This is a genomic window from Kitasatospora sp. NPDC089913 (genome assembly GCF_044748625.1).
Lineage (GTDB): Bacteria > Actinomycetota > Actinomycetes > Streptomycetales > Streptomycetaceae > Kitasatospora.
Map to the genome: position 1 here is coordinate 132,130 of NZ_JBIVGI010000001.1, position 20,936 is coordinate 153,065.

The following is a 20,936-nucleotide window of genomic DNA, read 5'->3' on the forward strand; positions in this document are numbered from 1 at the left end:
CTCCGGCCGTACGGGACAATGGGGTCATGCCCTCCGCACTCCCCGACGGTGAACCGGTACCGTCCGACGGCTCCCTGCCCGCGCACGCCCTCGACGGGCTGGGCTCGCGTCCGTTCGGCTTCTACCTGCACGTGCCGTACTGCGCCAGCCGCTGCGGCTACTGCGACTTCAACACCTACACCGCAACCGAGCTGCGCTCCTCCGGCACGGTCGCCTCCCAGGAGACCTACGCGGACAACGTGGTCGCCGAGGTCCGGCTGGCCCGACGGGTGCTCGGCGACGCCGCCCCGCCGGTGCGCACCGTCTTCCTGGGCGGCGGCACCCCGACCCTGCTGCCCGCCCGCGACCTGGTGCGGATGCTCGCCGCGATCCGCGAGGAGTTCGGGCTCGCCGAGGGGGCCGAGGTCACCACCGAGGCGAACCCGGAGTCCGTGGACCCGGCGTACCTGGCGGAGCTGCGCGAGGGCGGCTACAACCGGATCTCCTTCGGCATGCAGTCGGCCCGCCCGCACGTGCTGCAGCTGCTCGACCGCCACCACACCCCCGGCCGCCCCGAGGCCTGCGTCGCCGAGGCGCGCGCGGCGGGCTTCGAGCACGTCAACCTCGACCTCATCTACGGCACCCCCGGCGAGTCCGACGACGACTGGCGGGCCTCCCTGGCCGCCGCGATCGGCGCGGGCCCGGACCACGTCTCCGCCTACTCGCTGATCGTCGAGGAGGGCACCCGGCTGGCCGCCCGGGTCGGGCGCGGCGAACTGCCGATGATCGACGACGACGTGCACGCCGACCGCTACCTGATCGCCGAGGAGGCGCTGACCGCGGCCGGCTACTCCTGGTACGAGGTCTCCAACTGGTCCACCACCCCCGAGGGCCGCTGCCGCCACAACGAGCTGTACTGGACCGGCGGCGACTGGTGGGGCGCCGGCCCCGGCGCGCACAGCCACGTCGGCGGCGTCCGCTGGTGGAACGCCAAGCACCCCGCCGCCTACGCCCGCGCCCTCGCCGAGGGCCGCACCCCCGCCCAGGGCCGCGAACGCCTGGCCGCCGAGGACCGCCGGGTCGAGCGGATCCTGCTGGAGCTGCGTCTGGCCGAGGGCATCCCGCTGGACCTGCTCACGGAGACCGGTCTGAAGGCCGCCCGGCAGCACCTGGCCGACGGCCTCCTCGCCCCGGAGCCCTGGGCCGACGGCCGCGCCGCCCTCACCCTCCGGGGCCGCCTGCTGGCCGACGGGGTGGTACGTGACCTGGTGGACTGAGCCGCGATAGCTTTTCTCCGTGACGACCGACACACACAGGGCGATGACCTTCTTCGAAGGGCTGGAGGCTCCGGAGGGGTGGAGAGCCGAACTCGTCCGGGGCGAGATCGTGCTGAGCATGAGCTCGGACCTGACCGCCAACCTCATCGTCGAATCCGTTCGGGACCGGATTCCGCATCGTCGCTGGCACAGCGTGACCACACAGGACGTCAGCATCCCGGGGCGGGTGAGTGAGCTGCAGCCGGACCTGGTGGTCTGGGCGCGAGGCGCCGCGGAGGTCCGGGGGCGTGCGATCCCCGCTCCGGCGGTGACACTGGTGGTCGAGGTCGTGTCGAGGACCAGCGTGCTGCGCGACTACCGGACCAAACGGGAGCTCTACGCCGAGGGCACCGTGCCCGCCTACCTGATCGTCGACCCGGTCAAGGGTGTCTGCGTCCTGCTCACCGAACCGACCGTGGCCGCCGCCTCCGGACCCCCGGACTACGTGGCCGAGCGGACCACCAGGTTCGGCGAGCCGATCCCGTTGGACCTGCTCGGCATCACGCTCGACACCACGGAGTTCCAGCCCTGCTCCTGACCCGGCCGGGGCCCGGCACTACTGGTCGATCCGACGGACGGGCTGCCCGGTCAACCGGGCCATCGTCTCGAAGTCGGCGTCCTGGTGCAGCACCGTGAGCTTGTGGCGGGCGGCGGTGACGGCGACCAGCAGGTCCACCGGACTCGCGCACTGGTGGGCACCCGACTGGGCGAGCCGTTCCTGCAGTTCGGCGGCGTCCTGCCAGGCGCTGTCGTGCAGGTGCTGGTACGGGAAGAGCTCCCGCAGCAGGCCGGTCGCCTCGAAGTACGCGGCTCGGCCGCCCACCGCACGCAGATACTCCTGGCGTACCGGTTCGCAGAGCAGTACCAGTCCCGCCGTCACCGCCTCGTCCCAGGCCGCTCCGGTCCGGCCGCGCATCAGCCGGACCAGCGCGCTGGTGTCGATCAGGAACTCCTCGGTCACGCGGCCGGCCTTCCGGACGCGCCCGAAATGTCGTCGGGGTAGCCGATGACCGAGAAGTCGATCTCGCCCTCGGCGACCATCTCCCGCATCCGGGCCAGCGCCGCGGTCCGGCGCCGGCGGTCCGCTATCTCCCGCAGGGCGGCGTTGACGGTGTCCTTCTTGGTGGTGGTGCCGAGGTAGCGGGCGGCATCGGCCAGTGCCTCGTCATCCAGGTCGATCACGGTGCGGGACATGGTGACCTCCAGCGGCGTATATCCGGTTGGAGAAAAGGATATACGCCGGGGTGTCACTCCGGCAGGGCCACGAAGTCGATCAGCTCCTCGACCCGGCCCAGCAGCTCGGGCTCCAGGTCCTTGAAGGAGTTCACCTTCGACAGGATGCGCTTCCACGCCGCCGGGGTGTCCTCGGGCCAGCCCAGACGGCGGCAGGTGCCGGTCTTCCAGTCCTCGCCCCTCGGGACCGCGGGCCAGGCCGGGATGCCGACGGAGGAGGGCTTCACGGCCTGCCAGACGTCGATGTAGGGGTGGCCGACGACCAGGACGTGCGGGCCGGTGACCCGGGCGGCGATGCGGTGCTCCTTGGTGCCCGGGAGCAGGTGGTCGACCAGCACGCCGAGGCGGCGCTCCGGGCCGGGGGCGAACTCGGCGACGATCGCGGGCAGGTCGTCGACGCCCTCCAGGTACTCGACGACCACGCCCTCGATCCGCAGGTCGTCGCCCCAGACCCGTTCCACCAGCTCGGCGTCGTGCCGGCCCTCGACGTAGATCCGCGACTCGCGGGCGACCCGGGCCCGGGCGCCGGGGACGGCGACCGAGCCGGAGGCGGTGCGCGCGGGGGTGCGGGCCGGGGCGGGGCCCGAGGGGCGGACCAGGGTGACCGTCCGGCCCTCCAGCAGGAAGCCGCGGGGGACCAGCGGGAACACCCGGTGCTTGCCGAACCGGTCCTCCAGGGTGACGGTGTGGCCCTCGGCGGTCTTCTCGCAGCGCACCACCGCCCCGCAGAAGCCGGATGCGGCCTCCTCGACCACGAGGTCCCGTTCGGCGGGCACTTCGGGGGCGGGCGCCTGCTTCTTCCACGGCGGGGTCAGGTCGGGTCCGTACTGGCGGCTGCGCATTCCCCGGAGTCTATTTCCCGGAGCCCACGGGCCGTCAGCCGGTGAACGGCGAGTTCACCACCAGCAGCTCGGCGATCCGCGCGCGCAGGGCGGCGGAGTGCGGCAGCGGCACCGGCGCGCCGCCGCGCTCCGTGCGCACGCCCCGGTCGGCGAGCACGTAGACGGCCCGCAGGGTGCGCAGGGTGTTGGAGACGACGGCGGGCACGGCGCCGGTGGTCGCGGAGGGCCGGCGCGGCGGCTGGGCGGCGATCGGGTCGAGCCAGCCGAGGGCCTGGCGCTCGGTCAGCTCCGGGCGGGTGAGGATCTGGGCGACGGCGCGGCCGAGCCGGTCGTCCTCCATGGCGTCCAGCACGTGGTCGGTGGGGGCGAGCAGCCGGGCGGCGACGAGGTCCAGCAGCGGGGTCGGGTCGGCGAGCAGCGGGCCGCGGCCGAGGGCGGCCAGGTAGTCGGCGCCGTGCGCCACCGCGTGCAGCCAGCCGAGTTCCGGGTCGAAGCCGCGCAGGTCGCTCTCGCCGGTGTACCAGCGGGCGAAGGCGTCCAGCCAGGCCGGGCGGTGGGTGCCGAGGTCGGCGAGGTCGGCGAGGATCAGCGGGGCGAAGGTGCGGGCCTGGATCTCGGGGCCGGTGAGGCGTTCGGCCATCTCGTCGCCGAGCGCGAGGCGCTCGGCGGGGGTGAGCTGCGGTACCCAGCGGCACAACTGCTCGTAGGCGAGGCTGTCGCGGACGTGCGGGTCGGGCGAGCGCAGTGCGGCGCTGACGGCGGCGAGGGTGTCGGGGGTGGGGGCGGCGGATTCGAGAGCGGTCCAGTTGATCACGGGCGGACCCTAGGGGCGGGGGCGCCGGTGGGCCACCGGATTTCCGGGCCCGGGGGCGGCACCGCCGGCCCGGTGGCCCCCCGGTTCACAGGCCCGGCGCGCCCCAGACCGGGAACCAGCGGGTGAGGTCCTTCTCCAGCCGCAGGTCGTTGCCGAGCATCGCGTTGACCTCCAGCTCCAGCGGGTTGTCGCGCTTCTCGCCGCCGCCGGGCATCGGTGCGAACGGGTAGAAGGTGCCGCGTTTGTACAGGTAGACGAGGGCGAGCGGCCGCCGCCCGTCGGCGTCGCGGAAGCCGACCAGGGAGCAGAGCAGCTGGGGGCCGAAGCCGTGCGCCTCGAGTTCGCTGTTGACCGCGTGCAGGTCGTTGACCAGTGCGGGCAGTTCGCCGGGTTCGTGCCGGGCGAGCAGCCAGGAGTAGCCGTAGGAGTCCCGGGAGGCCTCGACGGGGACGCCGCCGCGTTCGGTGTCGGCGTCGAGCAGGGCCCGGACCTGCCGTTCGACCTCGTCGAAGGCGCCGCCCTCGACGGAGGCGAAGCAGACCGAGCCGAGTCCGGTGGGCCGGAAGCCGGCCGCGGCCTCCAGGGTGAGGGCGGCGGACGGTACGCCGAACAGCTGGTCGAGGTCGGGCTTGACGGGCTTGGTGCGGCCGAACAGCGTGTCCAGGATGCCCACGGCGGTCCTTCCGGTCGGAGAACGGTGCGGTGCGGTGCGGTGCGGGGAGGGATGGGAGCGGCGCGGGCGACGGGCGGCTCAGCGGCCGAGGTCGGAGGAGATCTTCGCCAGCTGGGCCAGTCGCTGCTCCAGCGACGGGTGGGTGGAGAACAGCTGGGTGGCGGCCTCCCGGGCGCTGAGGGCCGGCGCGAAGTAGAACGCGTTGTAGGCCTGCGACTGGCGCAGGTCCCGGGTCGGGATGGCGGCGATCTGGCCGGTCACCTTGGTGAGCGCCGAGGCGAGCGCGCTGGGCCGCCCGGTGAGCTGGGCGGCGGCCCGGTCGGCGGCCAGCTCCCGGTAGCGGGAGAGCAGCCGGGTCAGCAGGAAGCTGATCGCGTAGACGGCGATCGACACCAGCGGGATCACCAGGGCGGCGATCGCGGCGTTGGAGTCGTTGTTGTTGCGCCCGCCGCCCATGAAGCCGCCGTACACGGCGATCCGGGTCATCGCGCCGGCCAGTACGCCCAGGAAGCCGGCCACCGTCATCACGGCGACGTCGCGGTGGGCGACGTGGGACAGCTCGTGGGCGAGCACGCCCTCCAGCTCCTCGGGTTCCAGCCGGCGCAGCAGGCCGGTGGTCACGCAGACCACCGCGTTCTGCGGGTTGCGGCCGGTGGCGAAGGCGTTCGGCATGTCGTTGTCGGCGACCGCCACCCGGGGTTTGGGCATGTCGGCGAGCGCGCAGAGCCGGTCGACGGCGCCGTGCAGCTGCGGGTACTGCTCCGGGGTGACCCGGTGGGCACCCATCGCCCGTTCGGTGATGCGGTCGCTGAACCAGAACTGGGCGACGAACAGGCCGCCCGAGATCAGCACGACGATCGGCCAGGCGCCGCGCAGCAGCACGATCAGCAGACCGGTGAATCCCACGTACAGCAGCCCGATCAGGAACATCGTCCCCACCATGCGGCCGGTCAGGCCGCGGTCGGGGGCGAAGCGGGTGTGCTGGCCCGAGCTCGACATCTCTGCTCCTCCGTTCGCCGTCCGCTTCCGATGCTGCCACCGGGCGGGCCCCGCGGCATCACCCGCGCGCCGCGGACTGCGGGCAGGATCACCCCGGCCGGGCCGTTCCTGCCGTCGGACCCGGGCCTTACACTGGCAGGTACGGTTCTGGCACTCGTGTGTTCAGAGTGCCAAGGCCCGGCCCCTCGGGGTCGGACCGGACAGCTCGAACACGGACACATGCCACGACGGTGTGTCACAACGGACAACGCGTGAAGACGGAGGTGCGTGCCCATGGCCGGTGAGGTCCGCCAGCTCGACGACCGCAAACTCGCGGTGCTTCGCGCGATCGTCCAGGACTACGTGGGCACCGAGGAGCCGGTCGGCTCCAAGGCCCTGGTCGAGCGGCACAACCTCGGGGTCTCCCCGGCGACCGTCCGCAACGACATGGCGGCGCTGGAGGAGGAGGGGTACATCCACCAGCCGCACACCAGCGCCGGGCGGATCCCCACCGACAAGGGCTACCGGCTGTTCGTCGACAAGCTGGCCGAGGTCAAGCCGATGAGCGCGCCCGAGCGGCGGGCGATCCGGCACTTCCTCGACGGCGCGGTGGACCTCGACGACGTGGTCGCCCGCACGGTGCGGCTGCTCGCCCAGCTGACCCGCCAGGTCGCGGTGGTGCAGTACCCCTCGCTGAGCCGCTCCACGGTGCGGCACATCGAGCTGGTGGCGCTGGCCCCGGCCAAGGTGATGCTGGTGCTGATCATGAACACCGGCCGCGTCGAGCAGCGGTTGGTGGACTGCCCGGGTACGGTCGGCGAGACCGTGCTGGCGGACCTCCGGGGCCGGATCAACGCCCGGGCCGCCGGACAGCGGCTCCCGGACGTCCCGGGGCTGCTGGAGGAGCTGCCCGCGCAGTTCGAGGCGGCCGACCGGCCGACCGTGTCCACGGTGCTGGCGACGCTCTTCGAGACCCTCGCCGAGCAGCGCGAGGAGCGGATCATGCTGGCCGGCACGGCCAATCTGACCCGCTTCGGCCACGACTTCCCGCTGACCATCCAGCCGGTGCTGGAGGCACTGGAGGAGCAGGTCGTCCTGCTCCGCCTCCTGGGTGAGACCGCGGACGCCGGGATGACGGTCCGGATCGGGCGGGAGAACGCCTACGAAGGGCTGAATTCCACCTCGGTCGTCTCGGTCGGTTACGGTTCGGGCGACGAGAGCGTGGCCAAACTGGGGGTGATCGGTCCGACCCGGATGGACTACCCGGGCACAATGGGGGCGGTGCGAGCGGTGGCACGGTACGTGGGCCAGATTCTGGCCGAGTCGTAGGAACGGTCGTCGTCGGACAGCTGACGGCGCCCGAAGTCGCAAGCACTCACACAGGCGGAACAAGCGGAGCATTTGGTGGCCACGGACTACTACGCGGTACTCGGCGTCCGACGGGATGCGGGGCAGGACGAGATCAAGAAGGCGTTCCGGCGCCTGGCACGCGAACTGCACCCGGACGTCAACCCGGACCCGAAGACGCAGGAGCGGTTCAAGGAGATCAACGCCGCCTACGAGGTGCTCTCCGACCCGCAGAAGCGCCAGGTCTACGACCTCGGCGGCGACCCGCTCTCGCCGAACGGCGGGGGCGGCGCGGGCGGCTTCGGCGCGGGCGCGGCGGGCTTCGGCTTCTCCGACATCATGGACGCCTTCTTCGGCGCCGCCTCCGGCCAGCGCGGACCGCGCTCCCGGACCAGGCGCGGCCAGGACGCCATGATCCGGCTGGAGATCACCCTGGAGGAGGCCGCGTTCGGCACCACCAAGGAACTCCAGGTCGACACCGCCGTCACCTGCACCACCTGCAGCGGCGAGGGCGCCGCGCCCGGCACCTCCGCGCAGACCTGCGACATGTGCCGCGGCAAGGGCGAGGTCTCCCAGGTCACCCGGTCCTTCCTGGGCCAGGTCATGACCTCGCGCCCCTGCCCGCAGTGCCAGGGCTTCGGCACCGTCGTGCCGACCCCGTGCCCGGAGTGCGCCGGCGACGGCCGGGTCCGCGCCCGGCGCACCCTGACCGTCAAGATCCCGGCCGGGGTCGACAACGGCACCCGGATCCAGCTGGCCGGCGAGGGCGAGGTCGGCCCCGGCGGCGGCCCGGCCGGCGACCTCTACGTCGAGATCGCCGAGACCAGCCACCCGACCTTCCAGCGGCGCGGCGACGACCTGCACTGCACGGTCACCATCCCGATGACGGCGGCCTCGCTCGGCACCCAGGTGCCGCTGCAGACCCTGGACGGGATCGAGGAGGTCGACATCCGGCCCGGCACCCAGTCCGGCCAGTCGATCCCGCTGCACGGCCGCGGCATCACCCACCTGCGCGGCGGCGGCCGCGGTGACCTGATAGTGCATGTCGAGGTGCAGACGCCCACCAAGCTCGACGCCGAGCAGGAGGAGCTGCTGCGCCGCCTGGCGGTGCTGCGCGGCGAGGAGCGGCCGTCCGGCCAGTTCGCGCCCGGGCAGCAGGGGCTGTTCTCCCGGCTGAAGGACGCCTTCAACGGCCGGTAGCCGTCCCGCGCGGGGGTGCCGAGGCTTCCTCGGCACCCTTTTCGCGTTCCCGTTCCCGTTCCCACCCCGGAGGTTCCCCGCATGACCGCGCCCGTGTTCTTCGCCGACCCCGAGCGGATCGCCGCCGCCGCGCCGGGCGCGACGGTGCGCCTGGACGGGCCGGAGGGCCGGCACGCGGCCGCGGTGAAGCGGCTGGAGCCGGGCGAGGCGGTCACCCTGACGGACGGCCTCGGCCTCGGCGCGGACGGCACCGTCGCGGCGGTGCACGGCAAGGACGCGATCGACGTGGCGGTGACGGCCGTGCGCCGGGAGCCGGAGCCGTCGCCGCGGATCGTCGTCGTCCAGGCGCTGCCCAAGGGCGACCGGGGCGAGCTGGCGGTGGAGACCATGACCGAGGTCGGCGTGGACGTGGTGATCCCCTGGGCGGCCTCGCGCTGCATCACCCAGTGGAAGGGCGAGCGCGGCGCCAAGGCGCTCGCCAAGTGGCGGGCCACCGCGCGCGAGGCCGGCAAGCAGTCCCGGCGGCTGCGCTTCCCCGTCGTCCGCGACGTGATGACGACCCGGCAGCTGGCCCCGGTGCTGCTCGGCGCCGCGTTCGCCGCGGTGCTGCACGAGGAGGGCTCCGAGCCGCTGGCCGGGGCGGTCCTGCCGGACACCGGGGACCTGGTGCTGGTGGTCGGCCCGGAGGGCGGCGTCTCCCCGGAGGAGCTGGCCGCCTTCGCCGAGGACGGCGCGAAGCCGTTCCGGCTGGGCCCCTCGGTGCTGCGCACCTCCACGGCCGGGGTCGCGGCCGGCGCGCTGCTGCTGGGCCGCACCGGCCGCTGGGCCTGACGGCCGCCGCCGGGCCGTACGGGCCGCCGGGCCCGGCACCGGCGGCCGGGCCCGGGACCGGCGTCCCCCGTGGGGGTTCGCGGACCGCGAACTGCGGGCGCGCCGCGCTCCCGCCTGCCTAGGGTGGCGAGCGTGAGCGAACCCGAGAGCACCCCCGAGGGCGCCTACCTGCGCCACCCGCACCTGCACGGCGACCTGATCACCTTCGTGGCCGAGAACGACGTGTGGCTCGCCCCGCTGGACGGCGGCCGGGCCTGGCGGCTGACCGCCGACCACCGTCCGGTCCGCAGACCGATGTTCTCCCCGGACGGCCGCCACGTCGCCTTCACCTCCACCCGGGACGGCGCCCCGGAGGTGCACGTGGCCCCGGTGGAAGGCGGGCCGTCCCGGCGGCTGACCCACTGGGGCGACGCGCAGACCCAGCTGCGCGGCTGGACCGCCGACGGCCGGCCGATCGCCACCACCGCCACCGGGCAGGCCTCGCTGCGCCGCACCTGGGCGCGGGCGGTGCCGCTGGACGGCGGCGAGGCGGCCCGGCTGCCGTACGGCCCGGTCGGCGGGCTGGCCTTCGAGCCCGGCGGCGACCGGGTGCTGCTGGTCTCCGCCTACGCCACCGAGCCGGCCTGGTGGAAGCGCTACCGGGGCGGCCGGACCGGCCGGCTGTGGATCGGCACCGACCGCTTCGAGCGCGTCCACGAGGACCTGGCCGGGCACATCGAGTCGCCGCTGTGGGTGGGCGGGCGGATCGCCTTCCTCTCCGACCACGAGGGTGTCGGCGCGCTCTACTCCAGCCTCCCGGACGGCTCCGACCTGCGCCGGCACGGCATCTCCCCGGAGGGCTTCTACGCCCGCACCGCCACCACCGACGGGAGCCGGGTGGTCTGGCACAGCGCCGGCGACCTGTGGCTGCTGGAGGACCTCGACGGCGCCGAGCCGCGCCGCCTGGACGTCCGCCCGGCCGGCCCGCGCACCGGCCGCCGCCCCCGCCCGGTGTCCGCCGCGCACTGGCTGGAGGGTGCCGCCCCGGACCGCACCGGGCGGGCCGGGGCCGTGGTGGTGCGCGGCTCCGTGCACTGGCTGACCCACCGGGAGGGACCGGCCCGGGTGCTGGACGAGACGCCGGGCGTCCGCGGCCGGCTGGCCCGGGTGGTGCCGGGACCGGCCGGTGAGGACGCCGCCCAGGGCGTGGTCTGGGTGACCGACGCCGAGGGCGAGGACGCGATCGAGTACGCCCCCGCGGTGCTCGGCGCCGAGCGCCGCCGGCTCGCCGCCGGGCAGCTGGGCCGGGTCCGCTCGCTGCTGGTCTCCCCGGACGGCAAGCAGCTCGCGGTCGGCGCGCACGACGGCCGGGTCCTGCTGGTCGGCCTGGCCGACGGCGCCGTGCACGAGCTGGCGCACAGCACCGACGGCGAGGTCTCCGGGCTGGCGTTCAGCCCGGACTCGGCCTGGCTGGCCTGGTCGCAGCCGACCCTCGGGGCGTGGTCGCTGCGCCGGATCGTGCTGGCCAACCTGGCCACCCGGACGGTCTCCGAGGCGACCCCGGAGCGGTTCGTCGACACCTCCCCGGCGTTCACCGCGGACGGCCGGCACCTGGCGTTCCTGTCGGTGCGCAGCTTCGACCCGGTGTACGACTCGCACGTCTTCGACCTGTCGTTCCCCAACGGCTGCCGCCCGTACCTGATCACGCTGGCCGCCGACACGCCGTCGCCGTTCGGGCCGCGCCGGGCGGGCCGGACGGCCGGCGGGGAGGAGGACGAGTCGAAGGGCCGCCGGGCGGACGGCGAGGAGGGCGCGGCCGACGTGCCGCCGGCGACCCGGGTCGACCTGGACGGCATCGCCGACCGGATCGTGCCGTTCCCGGTGGAGGGCGGCCGCTTCGGCGTCCTGCGGGCGGCCAAGGACGGCGTGCTGTGGACCAGGCTGCCGCTGGTCGGCGAGCTGGGCGACGAGGCCGCCTCGCTGGAGGACGAGCGCCCGCGGCCGACCCTGGAGCGGTTCGACTTCCGCAAGCGCCGGGCGGAGCAGCTGGTGGACGGCCTGGACGCGTTCGCGGTGAGCGGCGACGGCACCCGGCTCGCCGTGCTGGACGAGGGCGAGCTGCGGATCGTGCCCGCCGACCACAAGGCGTCCGGCGAGGACGACGAGGTCGACGTCGACCTGGACCGGCTGCGGGTGACGGTCGACCCGGCGGCCGAGTGGCGGCAGATGTACGACGAGAACGGCCGGCTGATGCGGGACAACTTCTGGCGTCCCGACCTCGGCGGGGTGGACTGGGCCGGGGTGCTGGCCCGCTACCGGCCGCTGGTGGAGCGGCTCGGCTCGCACGACGACCTGGTGGACCTGCTCTGGGAGGTGCACGGCGAGCTGGGCACCTCCCACGCGTACGTGGTGGCGCACGGGGTGCACACCGAGCCGGCCCGCCGGCAGGGCCTGCTCGGCGCGGACCTGGTCAGGGACGGCGAGGTGTGGCGGGTCGCGCGGATCCTGCCGGGGGAGTCCTCCGACCCCCGGGCGCACTCGCCGCTGGCCGCCCCGGGCGCGGCGGTCCGGCCCGGGGACGCGGTGCTGGCGGTCAACGGCCGTCCGGTGGACCCGGTGACCGGCCCGGCGCCCCTGCTGGCCGGCACCGCCGGGCAGCCGGTCGAACTGACGGTGGCCGGCAAGGACGGCACCGACCAGCGGTACCCGGTGGTCGTCCCGCTCGCCGACGACGAGGCGCTGCGCTACCACGACTGGGTGGCCGGGCGGCGGGCCGTCGTCCGGGAGCTGTCCGACGGCCGGCTCGGCTATCTGCACATCCCCGACATGCAGACCACCGGCTGGGCGCAGATCCACCGCGACCTGCGCTCGGAGATGGCCAGGGAGGGCGTGGTCGTCGACATCCGGGGCAACCGGGGCGGGCACACCTCGCAGCTGGTGGTGGAGAAGCTGGCGCGGCGGATCGTCGGCTGGGGCGTGGGCAGGGACGTCGCCAATCCCGCGCCGTACCCGGAGGACGCGCCGCGCGGTCCGGTCGTCGCCCTGGCGGACGAGTACTCGGGCTCGGACGGCGACATCGTCAACGCGGCGATCCAGGCGCTGGGCATCGGCCCGGTCGTCGGCACCCGCACCTGGGGCGGGGTGATCGGCATCGACAGCCGCTACTCGCTGGTGGACGGGACCCTGGTGACCCAGCCCAAGTACGCGTTCTGGTCGGAGCGGCTCGGCTGGGGCCTGGAGAACCACGGGGTGGACCCGGACGTGGAGGTGCCGTTCCCGCCGCACGCCTGGGCGGCGGGCGAGGACCCGCAGCTCGCCGAGGGGGTGCGGATCGCGCTGGCGGCGCTCGCCGAGCAGCCGGCCAGGACCCCGCCGGCGCTGCCCTGGGAGCGGTAGCGGCGGTCCGGCGCCGCTGGGAGGACGGACCGCTGTCCGTCCTCCCACCGCCGGGGCGGCCGTCGCCGCGCGTACCGCGGGGGCAGCGCCCGCGCGAGTACCGGCGGGCGGCGGCGGGGCTCGGCTAGCATGCCGCCGTACGCTCCCACCAGACCAGCACCAGCATCCCGCGAGGAGATCCCGATGGCCGGCGAGGCGCAGCCCGACTGCCTGTTCTGCAAGATCGTGGCGGGCGAGATCCCGGCCACCGTGGTCCGCAGGACCGACCGGACCCTCGCCTTCCGCGACATCGCCCCGAAGGCCCCGGTGCACGTCCTGGTGATCCCGCACGCCCACTACCCGAACGCGGCCGCGCTGGCCGACGCGGAGCCCGATGTCGCCGGCGAGCTGCTCGCCGAGGCGGGCCGGGTCGCCGCGGACGAGGGCCTCGAGGACTACCGGCTGATCTTCAACACCGGCGCGGGCGCGGGCCAGACCGTCTTCCACGCCCACGTCCACGTGCTCGGCGGCACGTCGATGACCGAGCGCATGGTCTAGTCGGTGTCCCAGCGCGAACTCGTCGTCCTCGGGACCGCCAGCCAGGTCCCGACCCGGCACCGCAACCACAACGGCTACCTGCTGCGCTGGGACGGCGAGGGCCTGCTGTTCGACCCCGGCGAGGGGACCCAGCGGCAGATGCTGCGCGCCGGGGTCTCGGCCACCCAGCTCACCCGGATCGCCGTCACGCACTTCCACGGCGACCACAGCCTGGGCCTGGCCGGGGTGATCCAGCGGATCAACCTGGACCGGGTCCCGCACCCGGTGGACATCTACTTCCCGGCCTCCGGCGAGGTGTACTTCGAGCGGCTGCGGCACGCCACCGCCTTCCACGAGACGGCGGTGCTGCGGCCCCGTCCGATCGAGGAACCGGGCCCGCTGCCCGTGCCGGGCGCCCGCTTCGCGCTGGAGGCGGTCCGGCTCTCGCACCCGGTCGAGTCCTTCGGCTACCGGCTGAGCGAGCCGGACGGCCGCCGGCTGGTGCCCGAACGGCTGGCCGCCCTGGGCATCGCCGGCCCCGACACCGGTCGGCTCCAGCACCGGGGCGAGATCGAGGCGGACGGCCGGCGGGTCACCCTGGAGGAGGTCAGCGAGCCACGGCCCGGGCAGCGGTTCGCCTTCGTCATGGACACCCGGCTCTGCGAGGGCGTGTACGAGCTCGCCGAGCGCGCCGACCTGCTGGTCGTCGAGGCCACCTTCTCCGACGCGGACGCCGGGCTGGCCGAGGACCACGGCCACCTCACCGCCGGGCAGGCCGCCAAGGTCGCCGCCGAGGCGGGTGTCCGCACCCTGGTGCTCACCCACTTCTCGCAGCGCTACCCCGACCTCGGCCAGCACCTCGCCGACGCCCGCAAGCACTTCGACGGGCCGATCGTGCTTGCCGAGGACCTCGCCCGGGTACCGGTACCGCCCCGGCACAAGTGAGGCGCCCACCCGTCGGAGCCGTGGTGAACAGCGTGGAAAACCGCTCGCGCCGCCCGGCGATCTGCCGCAGCATCGTCGGGTGCGGCCCCGCCGCCCGCCGCAGCGATCACGTGTGCGGCGTACCCTGGTGCCCCGGAAGGACCGAGCGGCACACGAGACACGGATGGGATGAGGCAGGCCCCAGCGCCGACCTATGAGTGACACATCGCAGACCCGTTCCAACGGACAGCCGCGCCCCGAACCGGCCGAGGACGGCCGCGTCAGCGCCCGGATCGTCATCCCCGAGAAGCATCCGATGGTCACCCTGCTCGGCGCCGCCGACTCGTTGCTGCGAGTGATCGAGCAGGGCTTCCCCGCCGCCGACATCCACGTCCGGGGCAACGAGGTGACCGCGACCGGCGAGCGCGCCGAGGTCGCCCTCGTCAAGCAGCTGTTCAGCGAGATGATGCTGGTGCTGCGCACCGGCCAACCCCTCACGGAGGACTCCGTGGAGCGTTCCATCGCCATGATCCGCAGCGGCGTCGACGACCCGGACAGCCCGGCGCCGTCGAAGGTCTTCACCGCGAACATCCTGTCCAACCGGGGCCGGACCATCCGTCCGAAGACCCTCAACCAGCAGCGCTACGTCGACGCCATCGACAAGCACACGATCGTCTTCGGCCTCGGCCCGGCCGGCACCGGCAAGACCTACCTCGCGATGGCCAAGGCCGTCCAGGCCCTCCAGGCCAAAGAGGTCAACCGGATCATCCTGACCCGCCCGGCCGTCGAGGCGGGCGAGCGGCTCGGCTTCCTGCCCGGGACCCTCTACGAGAAGATCGACCCGTACCTGCGGCCGCTGTACGACGCGCTGCACGACATGATGGACCCCGACTCCATCCCGCGGCTGATGGCCGCCGGGACGATCGAGGTCGCGCCGCTCGCCTACATGCGCGGCCGCACCCTCAACGACGCCTTCATCATCCTCGACGAGGCCCAGAACACCTCGCCCGAGCAGATGAAGATGTTCCTCACCCGCCTCGGGTTCAACTCCCGGGTGGTCGTCACCGGCGACACCAGCCAGATCGACCTCCCCGGCGGCACCCGCAGCGGCCTGAAGGTCGTCCAGGAGATCCTGGTCGACGTGCCCGACATCCACTTCTCCGTCCTCACCAGCACCGACGTGGTCCGCCACAAGCTGGTCGGCCGGATCGTGGACGCGTACGAGCGCTGGGACGCCCTCCAGGAGGCCCAGGAGACCGACGAGCGCCGTCTCCCGGTCAAGCCCGCCCAGCGGCGCGGCTCGCGCGCACCCCGACAGTCCCATCGCACCGAAAGCTGAGTAACCAGCCCGTCATGTCGATCGACATCGCCAATGAGTCCGGCTGGGACGTCGACGAGGAGTCCGTCCTCGCCGTCGCCCGCTACGCCCTGGACAAGATGCGGATCCACCCGCAGTCCGAACTGTCCGTGATCCTCGTGGACGGGGCGGCGATGGAGGAGCTGCACATCCAGTGGATGGACCTCCCGGGCCCCACGGACGTGATGTCCTTCCCCATGGACGAGCTGCGCCCCGGCAAGGAGGGCGAGGAGCTGCCGCAGGGGCTGCTCGGCGACATCGTGCTCTGCCCCGAGGTCGCCGAGCAGCAGGGCAAGGCGGCCCCGTCCAAGCACTCGATGGACGAGGAGCTGCAGCTGCTCACCGTGCACGGCGTGCTGCACGTGCTCGGCTACGACCACGAGGAGCCGGACGAGGAGGAGGAGATGTTCGGTCTCCAGAAGGCGATCCTCGACGGCTGGCGGGCCGAGCGGGGCCTCGGCGGCATCTCCCCGGCCCCCACCACCCACTGAGCGCGGAGCCCGAACCCCTGTGAGTGGTGAAAGTACGAGCTTCATCCTGGGCGCGGTCGCGCTGGTCGTGCTCGGCTGGCTGGCGGCGTGCGCCGAGGCGGGCATCTCCCGGGTGTCCCGGTTCCGGGCCGAGGAAGCGGTCCGGTCCGGGCGCAGGGGCTCGGCCCGGCTGCTGGCCCTGGCCTCCGACCCGATCCGCTACCTCAACCTGGCCACCCTGATCCGGGTGGCCAGCGAGATGGCGGCGGCGGTGCTGGTCACCGTGGTGTGCGTGCGCAACATCGACACGACCTGGCAGGCCGTACTGCTGGCGTTCGGCGTGATGGTGCTGGTGTCCTTCGTGGCGGTCGGGGTCTCCCCGCGCACGATCGGCCGCCAGCACCCCCTCACCACCGCCACCGCGGCCTCCTTCGTGCTGCTGCCGCTGGCCCGGATCCTCGGCCCGATCCCGAGGCTGCTGATCCTGCTCGGCAACGCCCTCACGCCCGGCAAGGGCTACCGGGAGGGACCGTTCGCCTCCGAGGCGGAGCTGCGGGCCCTGGTCGACCTGGCCGAGAAGAACGACGTCATCGAGGACGAGGAGCGCCGGATGGTGCACTCCGTCTTCGAGCTGGGCGACACCATCGTCCGCGAGGTGATGGTGCCGCGCACCGACCTGGTGATGATCGAGCGGCACAAGACCGTCCGGCAGGCGCTGACCCTGGCGCTGCGCTCGGGCTTCTCCCGGATCCCGGTGGTCGGCGACAACGAGGACGACGTGGTCGGCATCGTCTACCTCAAGGACCTGGTGCGCCGCACCCACATCAACCGGGACTCCGAGTCGGACGAGGTCGGCGCCGTGATGCGCCCGGCGGTGTTCGTCCCGGACTCCAAGCCCGCCACGGACCTGCTGCGCGAGATGCAGCAGATGCGCTCGCACGTGGCGATCGTGATCGACGAGTACGGCGGCACGGCCGGCCTGGTCACCATCGAGGACATCCTGGAGGAGATCGTCGGCGAGATCACCGACGAGTACGACCGGGAGATCGCCCCGGTGGAGGACCTCGGGGACGGCTCCTACCGGATCACCGCCCGGCTGCTGGTCGAGGACCTGGGCGAGCTGTTCGGGATCGAGCTGGAGGACGAGGACGTCGAGACGGTGGGCGGTCTGCTGGCCAAGCACCTGGGCCGGGTGCCGATCCCCGGCTCCTCCTGCGCGATCCCGCTCCCCGAGGAGGTCCCGGGCGGCCTGACCGCGATCCGCCTGACCGCCGAGAGCTCGGCCGGCCGCCGCAACCGCATCGGCTCCGTCGTCGCCGCCCCGGTCCGGGCGGCCGAGGATCCGGCCCCCGGGGCCGACGAGTAGCGTTCGGGTACGTCCGGAGCGACGATGGGGGCATGAGTCACCAACTTCGCGCGGAGTACGGCCCGCAGGGGGCGGCGGGCGGGGTGAAGGTCTGGCACGTCGTGCGGGAGGGGGATCCGGCCACGGCGTTGTGCGGCCGGAGCATGCCCGCCGACGTGGAGACCCGGTCGGACCAGGAGTGGGGGACCGGGCTCCGGTGCTGCCAGCAGTGCGGTTCGCTGTACATGCACGAGGTGCCGCACATGCAGGGGAGCCACCCCTACAGCTAGGCGGGCCCGGGCCCGACGACAGAACAGCCAGGCGCTACGACCGAGTCGGAGGTCGCCATGAAGCTGCAGGACGAATTGCCCGTCGACCACAAACTGGTGCTGGTGTGGCGGATCGGGGCGGGTCTCGGTGGGGTGTTCCTGATCGTGTTCGGCTGCCTGGGGCTGGCCGACCACCCGGGATTCCTGTCCACCGAGGGCAACGACATCGCCGGCATGTCCACCAACGGCGCGCTGAGCGTGCTGTCCATCGTGATGGGCGGGGTACTGGTGGTCGCCGCGGTCATCGGCGGCAATGTCGCCGCCAACGTGAACATGGCGGTCGGCGTGCTGTTCGTGCTGTCCGGGTTCTACGGGCTGACCGTGCTCGGCCGCACGGACGCCAACATCCTGAACTTCGGCATCCACAACGTGATCTTCGCCTTCGCCTTCGGCGTGGTGATCACCACCTTCGGGATGTACGGACGGGTCAGCAGCCACCTGCCGCACGACAACCCCTACTGGCGCAAGCGGGCGGCGGACGAGGTGGCGATGCCCAACGGTCCCAAGACCTTCGTGAAGGTGATCCGGCCCGGTCCGCCCAACCCGGTCGGCCACTGAGGGCCCCGGCCGGCGGGGCCTATGCTCCAGGGCATGAGTGACATCGTGGAGCTGGACCCCGAAGACAAGAAGATCATCACCCTGGCCCGCTCCGCCCGCGCCCGCAACGGCGTCGCGGAGGGGGCCGCGGTGCGTGACGAGACCGGCCGGACGTACGTGGCCGGGACGGTCGCGCTGGACTCGCTGCGGCTGAGCGCGGTGCAGACGGCGGTGGCGATGGCGGTGGCCAGCGGCGCGAAGTCGCTGGAGGCGGCGGCCGTGGTGTCGGAGGCCGAGCAGCCCGCCGAGGCCGATCTGGCAGCCGTGCGGGACCTCGGCGGCGCGGGCACCCCGCTGCTGCTGGCCGGGCCGGACGGGGTGCTGCGGGTCTCGGTCGAGGCCCGCTGACCGCTCGGGGGCGTGGCCGGGTGCCCGGGGTTCGCGCCCCGGGCACCCGTGCGTCCGGGACCCCAGATTCGGCGGATAATCTCACCGGGGACGGGCGGGGAATCCGCACGGTGAGGGGGCTGGGCGATGGGGCCGTACGCGTTCTTCGCGGGACTGCTGCTGGGCGTGATGGGCATGGGCAAGTGGCAGGAGACCGGCTCGCCGTTCTGGCTCTGGGGCTCGGTCACCTTCCTGCTGATCGTCCTCGGCTGGGGGCTGGGCGCGCTGTTCGGCGGGAAGAAATGACCGGCCCGGACGCCGGTGGCGGCCCCCTCCCGGGTGATCAGGGAGAATGGGGTCCATGAGTGCCCCTTCCTCCTCGTACCGCTCCGGCTTCGCGTGTTTCGTCGGCCGGCCCAACGCGGGCAAGTCGACCCTGACCAACGCTCTGGTGGGGACGAAGGTCGCGATCACCTCCGACCGTCCGCAGACCACCCGGCACACCGTCCGCGGCATCGTGCACCGCCCGGACGCCCAGCTGGTGCTGGTCGACACCCCCGGCCTGCACAAGCCGCGCACCCTGCTCGGCGAGCGCCTCAACGACCTGGTCCGCAGCACCTGGGCCGAGGTCGACGTGATCGGGTTCTGCCTGCCCGCCGACCAGAAGCTCGGCCCCGGCGACAAGTTCATCGTCAAGGAACTGGCCGAGATCAAGAAGACCCCCAAGGTCGCCATCGTCACCAAGACCGACCTGGTCGACTCCAAGCGGCTCGCCGAGCAGCTGATCGCCGTCCACCAGCTCGGCGCCGAGCTGGGCATCGAGTGGGCCGAGATCATCCCGGTCTCGGCGGTCGGCGAGAAGCAGGTCGACCTGGTCGCCGAGCTGATCACCAAGCTGCTCCCGGAGGGCATGCCGCTCTACCCGGACGGCGACCTGACCGACGAGCCCGAGCAGATCATGGTGGCCGAGCTGATCCGCGAGGCCGCCCTGGAGGGCGTCCGCGACGAGCTGCCGCACTCGCTGGCCGTCGTGGTCGAGGAGATGCTGCCGCGCGAGGGCCGCCCGGCCGACCGGCCGCTGCTCGACATCCACGCCAATGTGTACATCGAGCGGCAGAGCCAGAAGGCGATCGTCATCGGCGCCAAGGGCGCCCGGCTCAAGCACGTCGGCACCACCGCCCGCAAGCACATCGAGGCGCTGCTCGGCACCCCGGTCTACCTGGACCTGCACGTCAAGGTGGCCAAGGACTGGCAGCGGGACCCGAAGCAGCTGCGCAAGCTCGGGTTCTGACCGGCGGCGGGTTCCGGCCGGCGGCGGGTTCTGACCGGCCGCGGGTTCTGATCGACAGCGGGGGGCGAGGGGGCGGCGATGAAGCTGAACACGCGCGAGTGGGGCACCGGCGACCGGGTGGCGCTGCTGGTCCACGGGATCATGTCCGACCACCGCAGCTGGCGGTCGGTCGGCCCGGCGCTGGCCGGACGCGGCTACCGGGTGATCGCGGTCGACCTGCGCGGCCACGGCGCCAGCCCGCGCGGGGAGGGCGCCGCCCCGGAGGACCGCTACGGGCCCGAGCACTACGCCCAGGACCTGGTGGACACCCTGCCGGCGGGCGCGGACCTCGCGATCGGCCACTCCCTGGGCGCGCTGACCCTGCTGCACGCGGTGGACCGGCTCCGGCCGGCCCGGGCCGTCTACTCCGACCCGGCCTGGCGGTTCGTCCGGCCCGGTCTCTTCGACCCCGCCGTGTTCACCCAGTTCAAGGCGGCCACCCGGGAGCAGATCGGCGCGCTCAGCCCGCGCTGGGACGCGGCCGACGTCGAGGTCGAGCTGGCCACCCTCGCCGCCTGGGACCCGGACACCGCGCTCGCGCTCTCCGCCCTCGCGGACCTGGCCGCGCTGCCCGGCGCCCCGGTGGTGCCGTCCCTGGTGCAACTGGCCGACAACAGCTGGCTGATCGGGCCCGAGGACGCCGCGACGCTGCGCGGCCTGGGTTACGAGGTCCGGACGGTGCCCGGCGCCGGGCACACCATCCACCGGGACGACCTCCCGGGCTTCCTGGCCTCGCTCGACGGCTGGCTCTGACGCCCCGCCCCGCCCCGCCCCGGCGGTGGTGGGCAGCGGTGGTCGGCGGCGGGTGGTGGGCAGCGGCGGTCGGCGACGGCGGGTGCCGCGGCCGGTCAGGCGCCCTCGCGCAGGACCAGCGAGACCAGCTCCCGCTGGGACTCGGTGAGCTTGGGGTCCGCGCAGTGCACCGTGCGCCCGTCGACGGTGATCGTGTAGTGGTAGCCGTCCGGCACCCCGTAGGAGGGCGCGCGCAACCCGCCCGCGACGGCCTCGCGGGCGAGCGCGTGCACGTGCGGGGCGTCCACCCGCTCGGTGGTGTCGAGCTCAGCGCGGCGGACGTGTCCCGCGAGGCCGCCGGTCCGGGTCACCTGGATACGCATGGTGTCCATGGTGCTACCCAGGGATGGCGTTTGCCGGT

At 73.6% G+C, this 20,936-nt stretch carries 24 protein-coding genes; 17 read left to right on the forward strand and 7 right to left on the reverse strand.

Annotation, left to right across the window (positions count from 1 at the left end):
• Positions 1-26: 26 nt before the first annotated feature.
• Complete coding sequence (gene hemW, locus ACIPYS_RS00575; RefSeq protein ID WP_093862097.1) at positions 27-1,256, forward strand: radical SAM family heme chaperone HemW; 1,230 nt, start codon at positions 27-29, stop codon at positions 1,254-1,256.
• A 19-nt stretch (positions 1,257-1,275) separates the two neighbouring features.
• Positions 1,276-1,833 (forward strand): Uma2 family endonuclease, encoded by a 558-nt coding sequence (locus ACIPYS_RS00580; protein WP_400741484.1) that lies wholly within the window; start codon positions 1,276-1,278, stop codon positions 1,831-1,833.
• A gap of 18 nt (positions 1,834-1,851) precedes the next feature.
• On the opposite strand, the gene ACIPYS_RS00585 is transcribed toward ACIPYS_RS00580, so the two are convergent.
• The 6 genes from ACIPYS_RS00585 to htpX form a co-directional block, all read right to left on the reverse strand.
• Complete coding sequence (locus ACIPYS_RS00585) at positions 1,852-2,256, reverse strand: PIN domain nuclease (protein ID WP_400741487.1); 405 nt, start codon at positions 2,254-2,256, stop codon at positions 1,852-1,854.
• Positions 2,253-2,489 carry a type II toxin-antitoxin system VapB family antitoxin gene (locus tag ACIPYS_RS00590; RefSeq protein ID WP_093862100.1) on the reverse strand — a complete coding sequence of 79 codons (237 nt, stop codon included), beginning with the start codon at positions 2,487-2,489 and terminating at the stop codon, positions 2,253-2,255. The genes ACIPYS_RS00585 and ACIPYS_RS00590 overlap by 4 nt, the downstream gene beginning before the upstream one ends.
• 53 nt (positions 2,490-2,542) lie before the next feature.
• The gene (locus tag ACIPYS_RS00595; RefSeq protein ID WP_093862101.1) at positions 2,543-3,370 is read right to left on the reverse strand and encodes a DUF3097 domain-containing protein; all 828 of its coding nucleotides are present in this window, start codon (positions 3,368-3,370) and stop codon (positions 2,543-2,545) included.
• A gap of 34 nt (positions 3,371-3,404) precedes the next feature.
• Complete coding sequence (locus tag ACIPYS_RS00600) at positions 3,405-4,184, reverse strand: DUF2785 domain-containing protein (RefSeq protein WP_400741492.1); 780 nt, start codon at positions 4,182-4,184, stop codon at positions 3,405-3,407.
• Between the two features lie 85 nt (positions 4,185-4,269).
• Entirely contained in the window at positions 4,270-4,857 is a 588-nt protein-coding gene (locus ACIPYS_RS00605) for a hypothetical protein (RefSeq protein WP_093862103.1), read from the reverse strand.
• A 78-nt stretch (positions 4,858-4,935) separates the two neighbouring features.
• Entirely contained in the window at positions 4,936-5,856 is a 921-nt protein-coding gene (gene htpX / locus ACIPYS_RS00610) for a zinc metalloprotease HtpX (RefSeq protein ID WP_093862104.1), read from the reverse strand.
• A 273-nt stretch (positions 5,857-6,129) separates the two neighbouring features.
• Between htpX and hrcA the strand changes: the two genes are divergently transcribed.
• The 15 genes from hrcA (at position 6,130) to ACIPYS_RS00685 (ending at position 20,536) form a co-directional block, all read left to right on the forward strand.
• On the forward strand, positions 6,130-7,164 hold the full coding sequence (gene hrcA / locus ACIPYS_RS00615) for a heat-inducible transcriptional repressor HrcA (protein WP_030395770.1): 1,035 nt from the start codon (positions 6,130-6,132) through the stop codon (positions 7,162-7,164).
• A 75-nt stretch (positions 7,165-7,239) separates the two neighbouring features.
• The gene (gene dnaJ, locus ACIPYS_RS00620) at positions 7,240-8,382 is read left to right on the forward strand and encodes a molecular chaperone DnaJ (protein WP_093862105.1); all 1,143 of its coding nucleotides are present in this window, start codon (positions 7,240-7,242) and stop codon (positions 8,380-8,382) included.
• A gap of 81 nt (positions 8,383-8,463) precedes the next feature.
• Positions 8,464-9,213, forward strand: coding sequence for a 16S rRNA (uracil(1498)-N(3))-methyltransferase (locus ACIPYS_RS00625; protein ID WP_093862106.1), 750 nt, complete (start codon positions 8,464-8,466; stop codon positions 9,211-9,213).
• A gap of 132 nt (positions 9,214-9,345) precedes the next feature.
• Entirely contained in the window at positions 9,346-12,588 is a 3,243-nt protein-coding gene (locus ACIPYS_RS00630; protein ID WP_400741499.1) for a S41 family peptidase, read from the forward strand.
• Positions 12,589-12,771: 183 nt separating this feature from the next.
• Positions 12,772-13,125 (forward strand): histidine triad nucleotide-binding protein, encoded by a 354-nt coding sequence (locus ACIPYS_RS00635; protein ID WP_093862108.1) that lies wholly within the window; start codon positions 12,772-12,774, stop codon positions 13,123-13,125.
• Positions 13,126-13,128: 3 nt separating this feature from the next.
• Positions 13,129-14,049 (forward strand): ribonuclease Z, encoded by a 921-nt coding sequence (locus ACIPYS_RS00640; protein ID WP_093862109.1) that lies wholly within the window; start codon positions 13,129-13,131, stop codon positions 14,047-14,049.
• Positions 14,050-14,242: 193 nt separating this feature from the next.
• Positions 14,243-15,367, forward strand: a complete 1,125-nt coding sequence (locus tag ACIPYS_RS00645) for a PhoH family protein (protein ID WP_093862110.1) — start codon at positions 14,243-14,245, stop codon at positions 15,365-15,367.
• A gap of 14 nt (positions 15,368-15,381) precedes the next feature.
• Positions 15,382-15,876 (forward strand): rRNA maturation RNase YbeY, encoded by a 495-nt coding sequence (gene ybeY / locus ACIPYS_RS00650; protein WP_030395777.1) that lies wholly within the window; start codon positions 15,382-15,384, stop codon positions 15,874-15,876.
• Positions 15,877-15,895: 19 nt separating this feature from the next.
• Positions 15,896-17,221 carry a hemolysin family protein gene (locus ACIPYS_RS00655; RefSeq protein WP_045938460.1) on the forward strand — a complete coding sequence of 442 codons (1,326 nt, stop codon included), beginning with the start codon at positions 15,896-15,898 and terminating at the stop codon, positions 17,219-17,221.
• 32 nt (positions 17,222-17,253) lie between these two features.
• Positions 17,254-17,490, forward strand: coding sequence for a hypothetical protein (locus ACIPYS_RS00660; RefSeq protein ID WP_093862111.1), 237 nt, complete (start codon positions 17,254-17,256; stop codon positions 17,488-17,490).
• Between the two features lie 57 nt (positions 17,491-17,547).
• Positions 17,548-18,087, forward strand: coding sequence for a DUF4383 domain-containing protein (locus ACIPYS_RS00665; RefSeq protein WP_093862112.1), 540 nt, complete (start codon positions 17,548-17,550; stop codon positions 18,085-18,087).
• Positions 18,088-18,120: 33 nt separating this feature from the next.
• Positions 18,121-18,474, forward strand: a complete 354-nt coding sequence (locus ACIPYS_RS00670; protein ID WP_093865132.1) for a cytidine deaminase — start codon at positions 18,121-18,123, stop codon at positions 18,472-18,474.
• A gap of 126 nt (positions 18,475-18,600) precedes the next feature.
• A complete protein-coding gene (locus ACIPYS_RS00675) occupies positions 18,601-18,759 on the forward strand; it encodes a hypothetical protein (RefSeq protein WP_159424997.1) in 159 nt (52 codons plus the stop codon).
• Positions 18,760-18,814: 55 nt separating this feature from the next.
• The gene (gene era / locus ACIPYS_RS00680) at positions 18,815-19,744 is read left to right on the forward strand and encodes a GTPase Era (RefSeq protein ID WP_045938463.1); all 930 of its coding nucleotides are present in this window, start codon (positions 18,815-18,817) and stop codon (positions 19,742-19,744) included.
• A gap of 78 nt (positions 19,745-19,822) precedes the next feature.
• Positions 19,823-20,536 carry an alpha/beta fold hydrolase gene (locus ACIPYS_RS00685; protein WP_093862113.1) on the forward strand — a complete coding sequence of 238 codons (714 nt, stop codon included), beginning with the start codon at positions 19,823-19,825 and terminating at the stop codon, positions 20,534-20,536.
• A gap of 95 nt (positions 20,537-20,631) precedes the next feature.
• On the opposite strand, the gene ACIPYS_RS00690 is transcribed toward ACIPYS_RS00685, so the two are convergent.
• On the reverse strand, positions 20,632-20,898 hold the full coding sequence (locus tag ACIPYS_RS00690; RefSeq protein WP_093865133.1) for a protealysin inhibitor emfourin: 267 nt from the start codon (positions 20,896-20,898) through the stop codon (positions 20,632-20,634).
• Positions 20,899-20,936 lie beyond the last annotated feature (38 nt).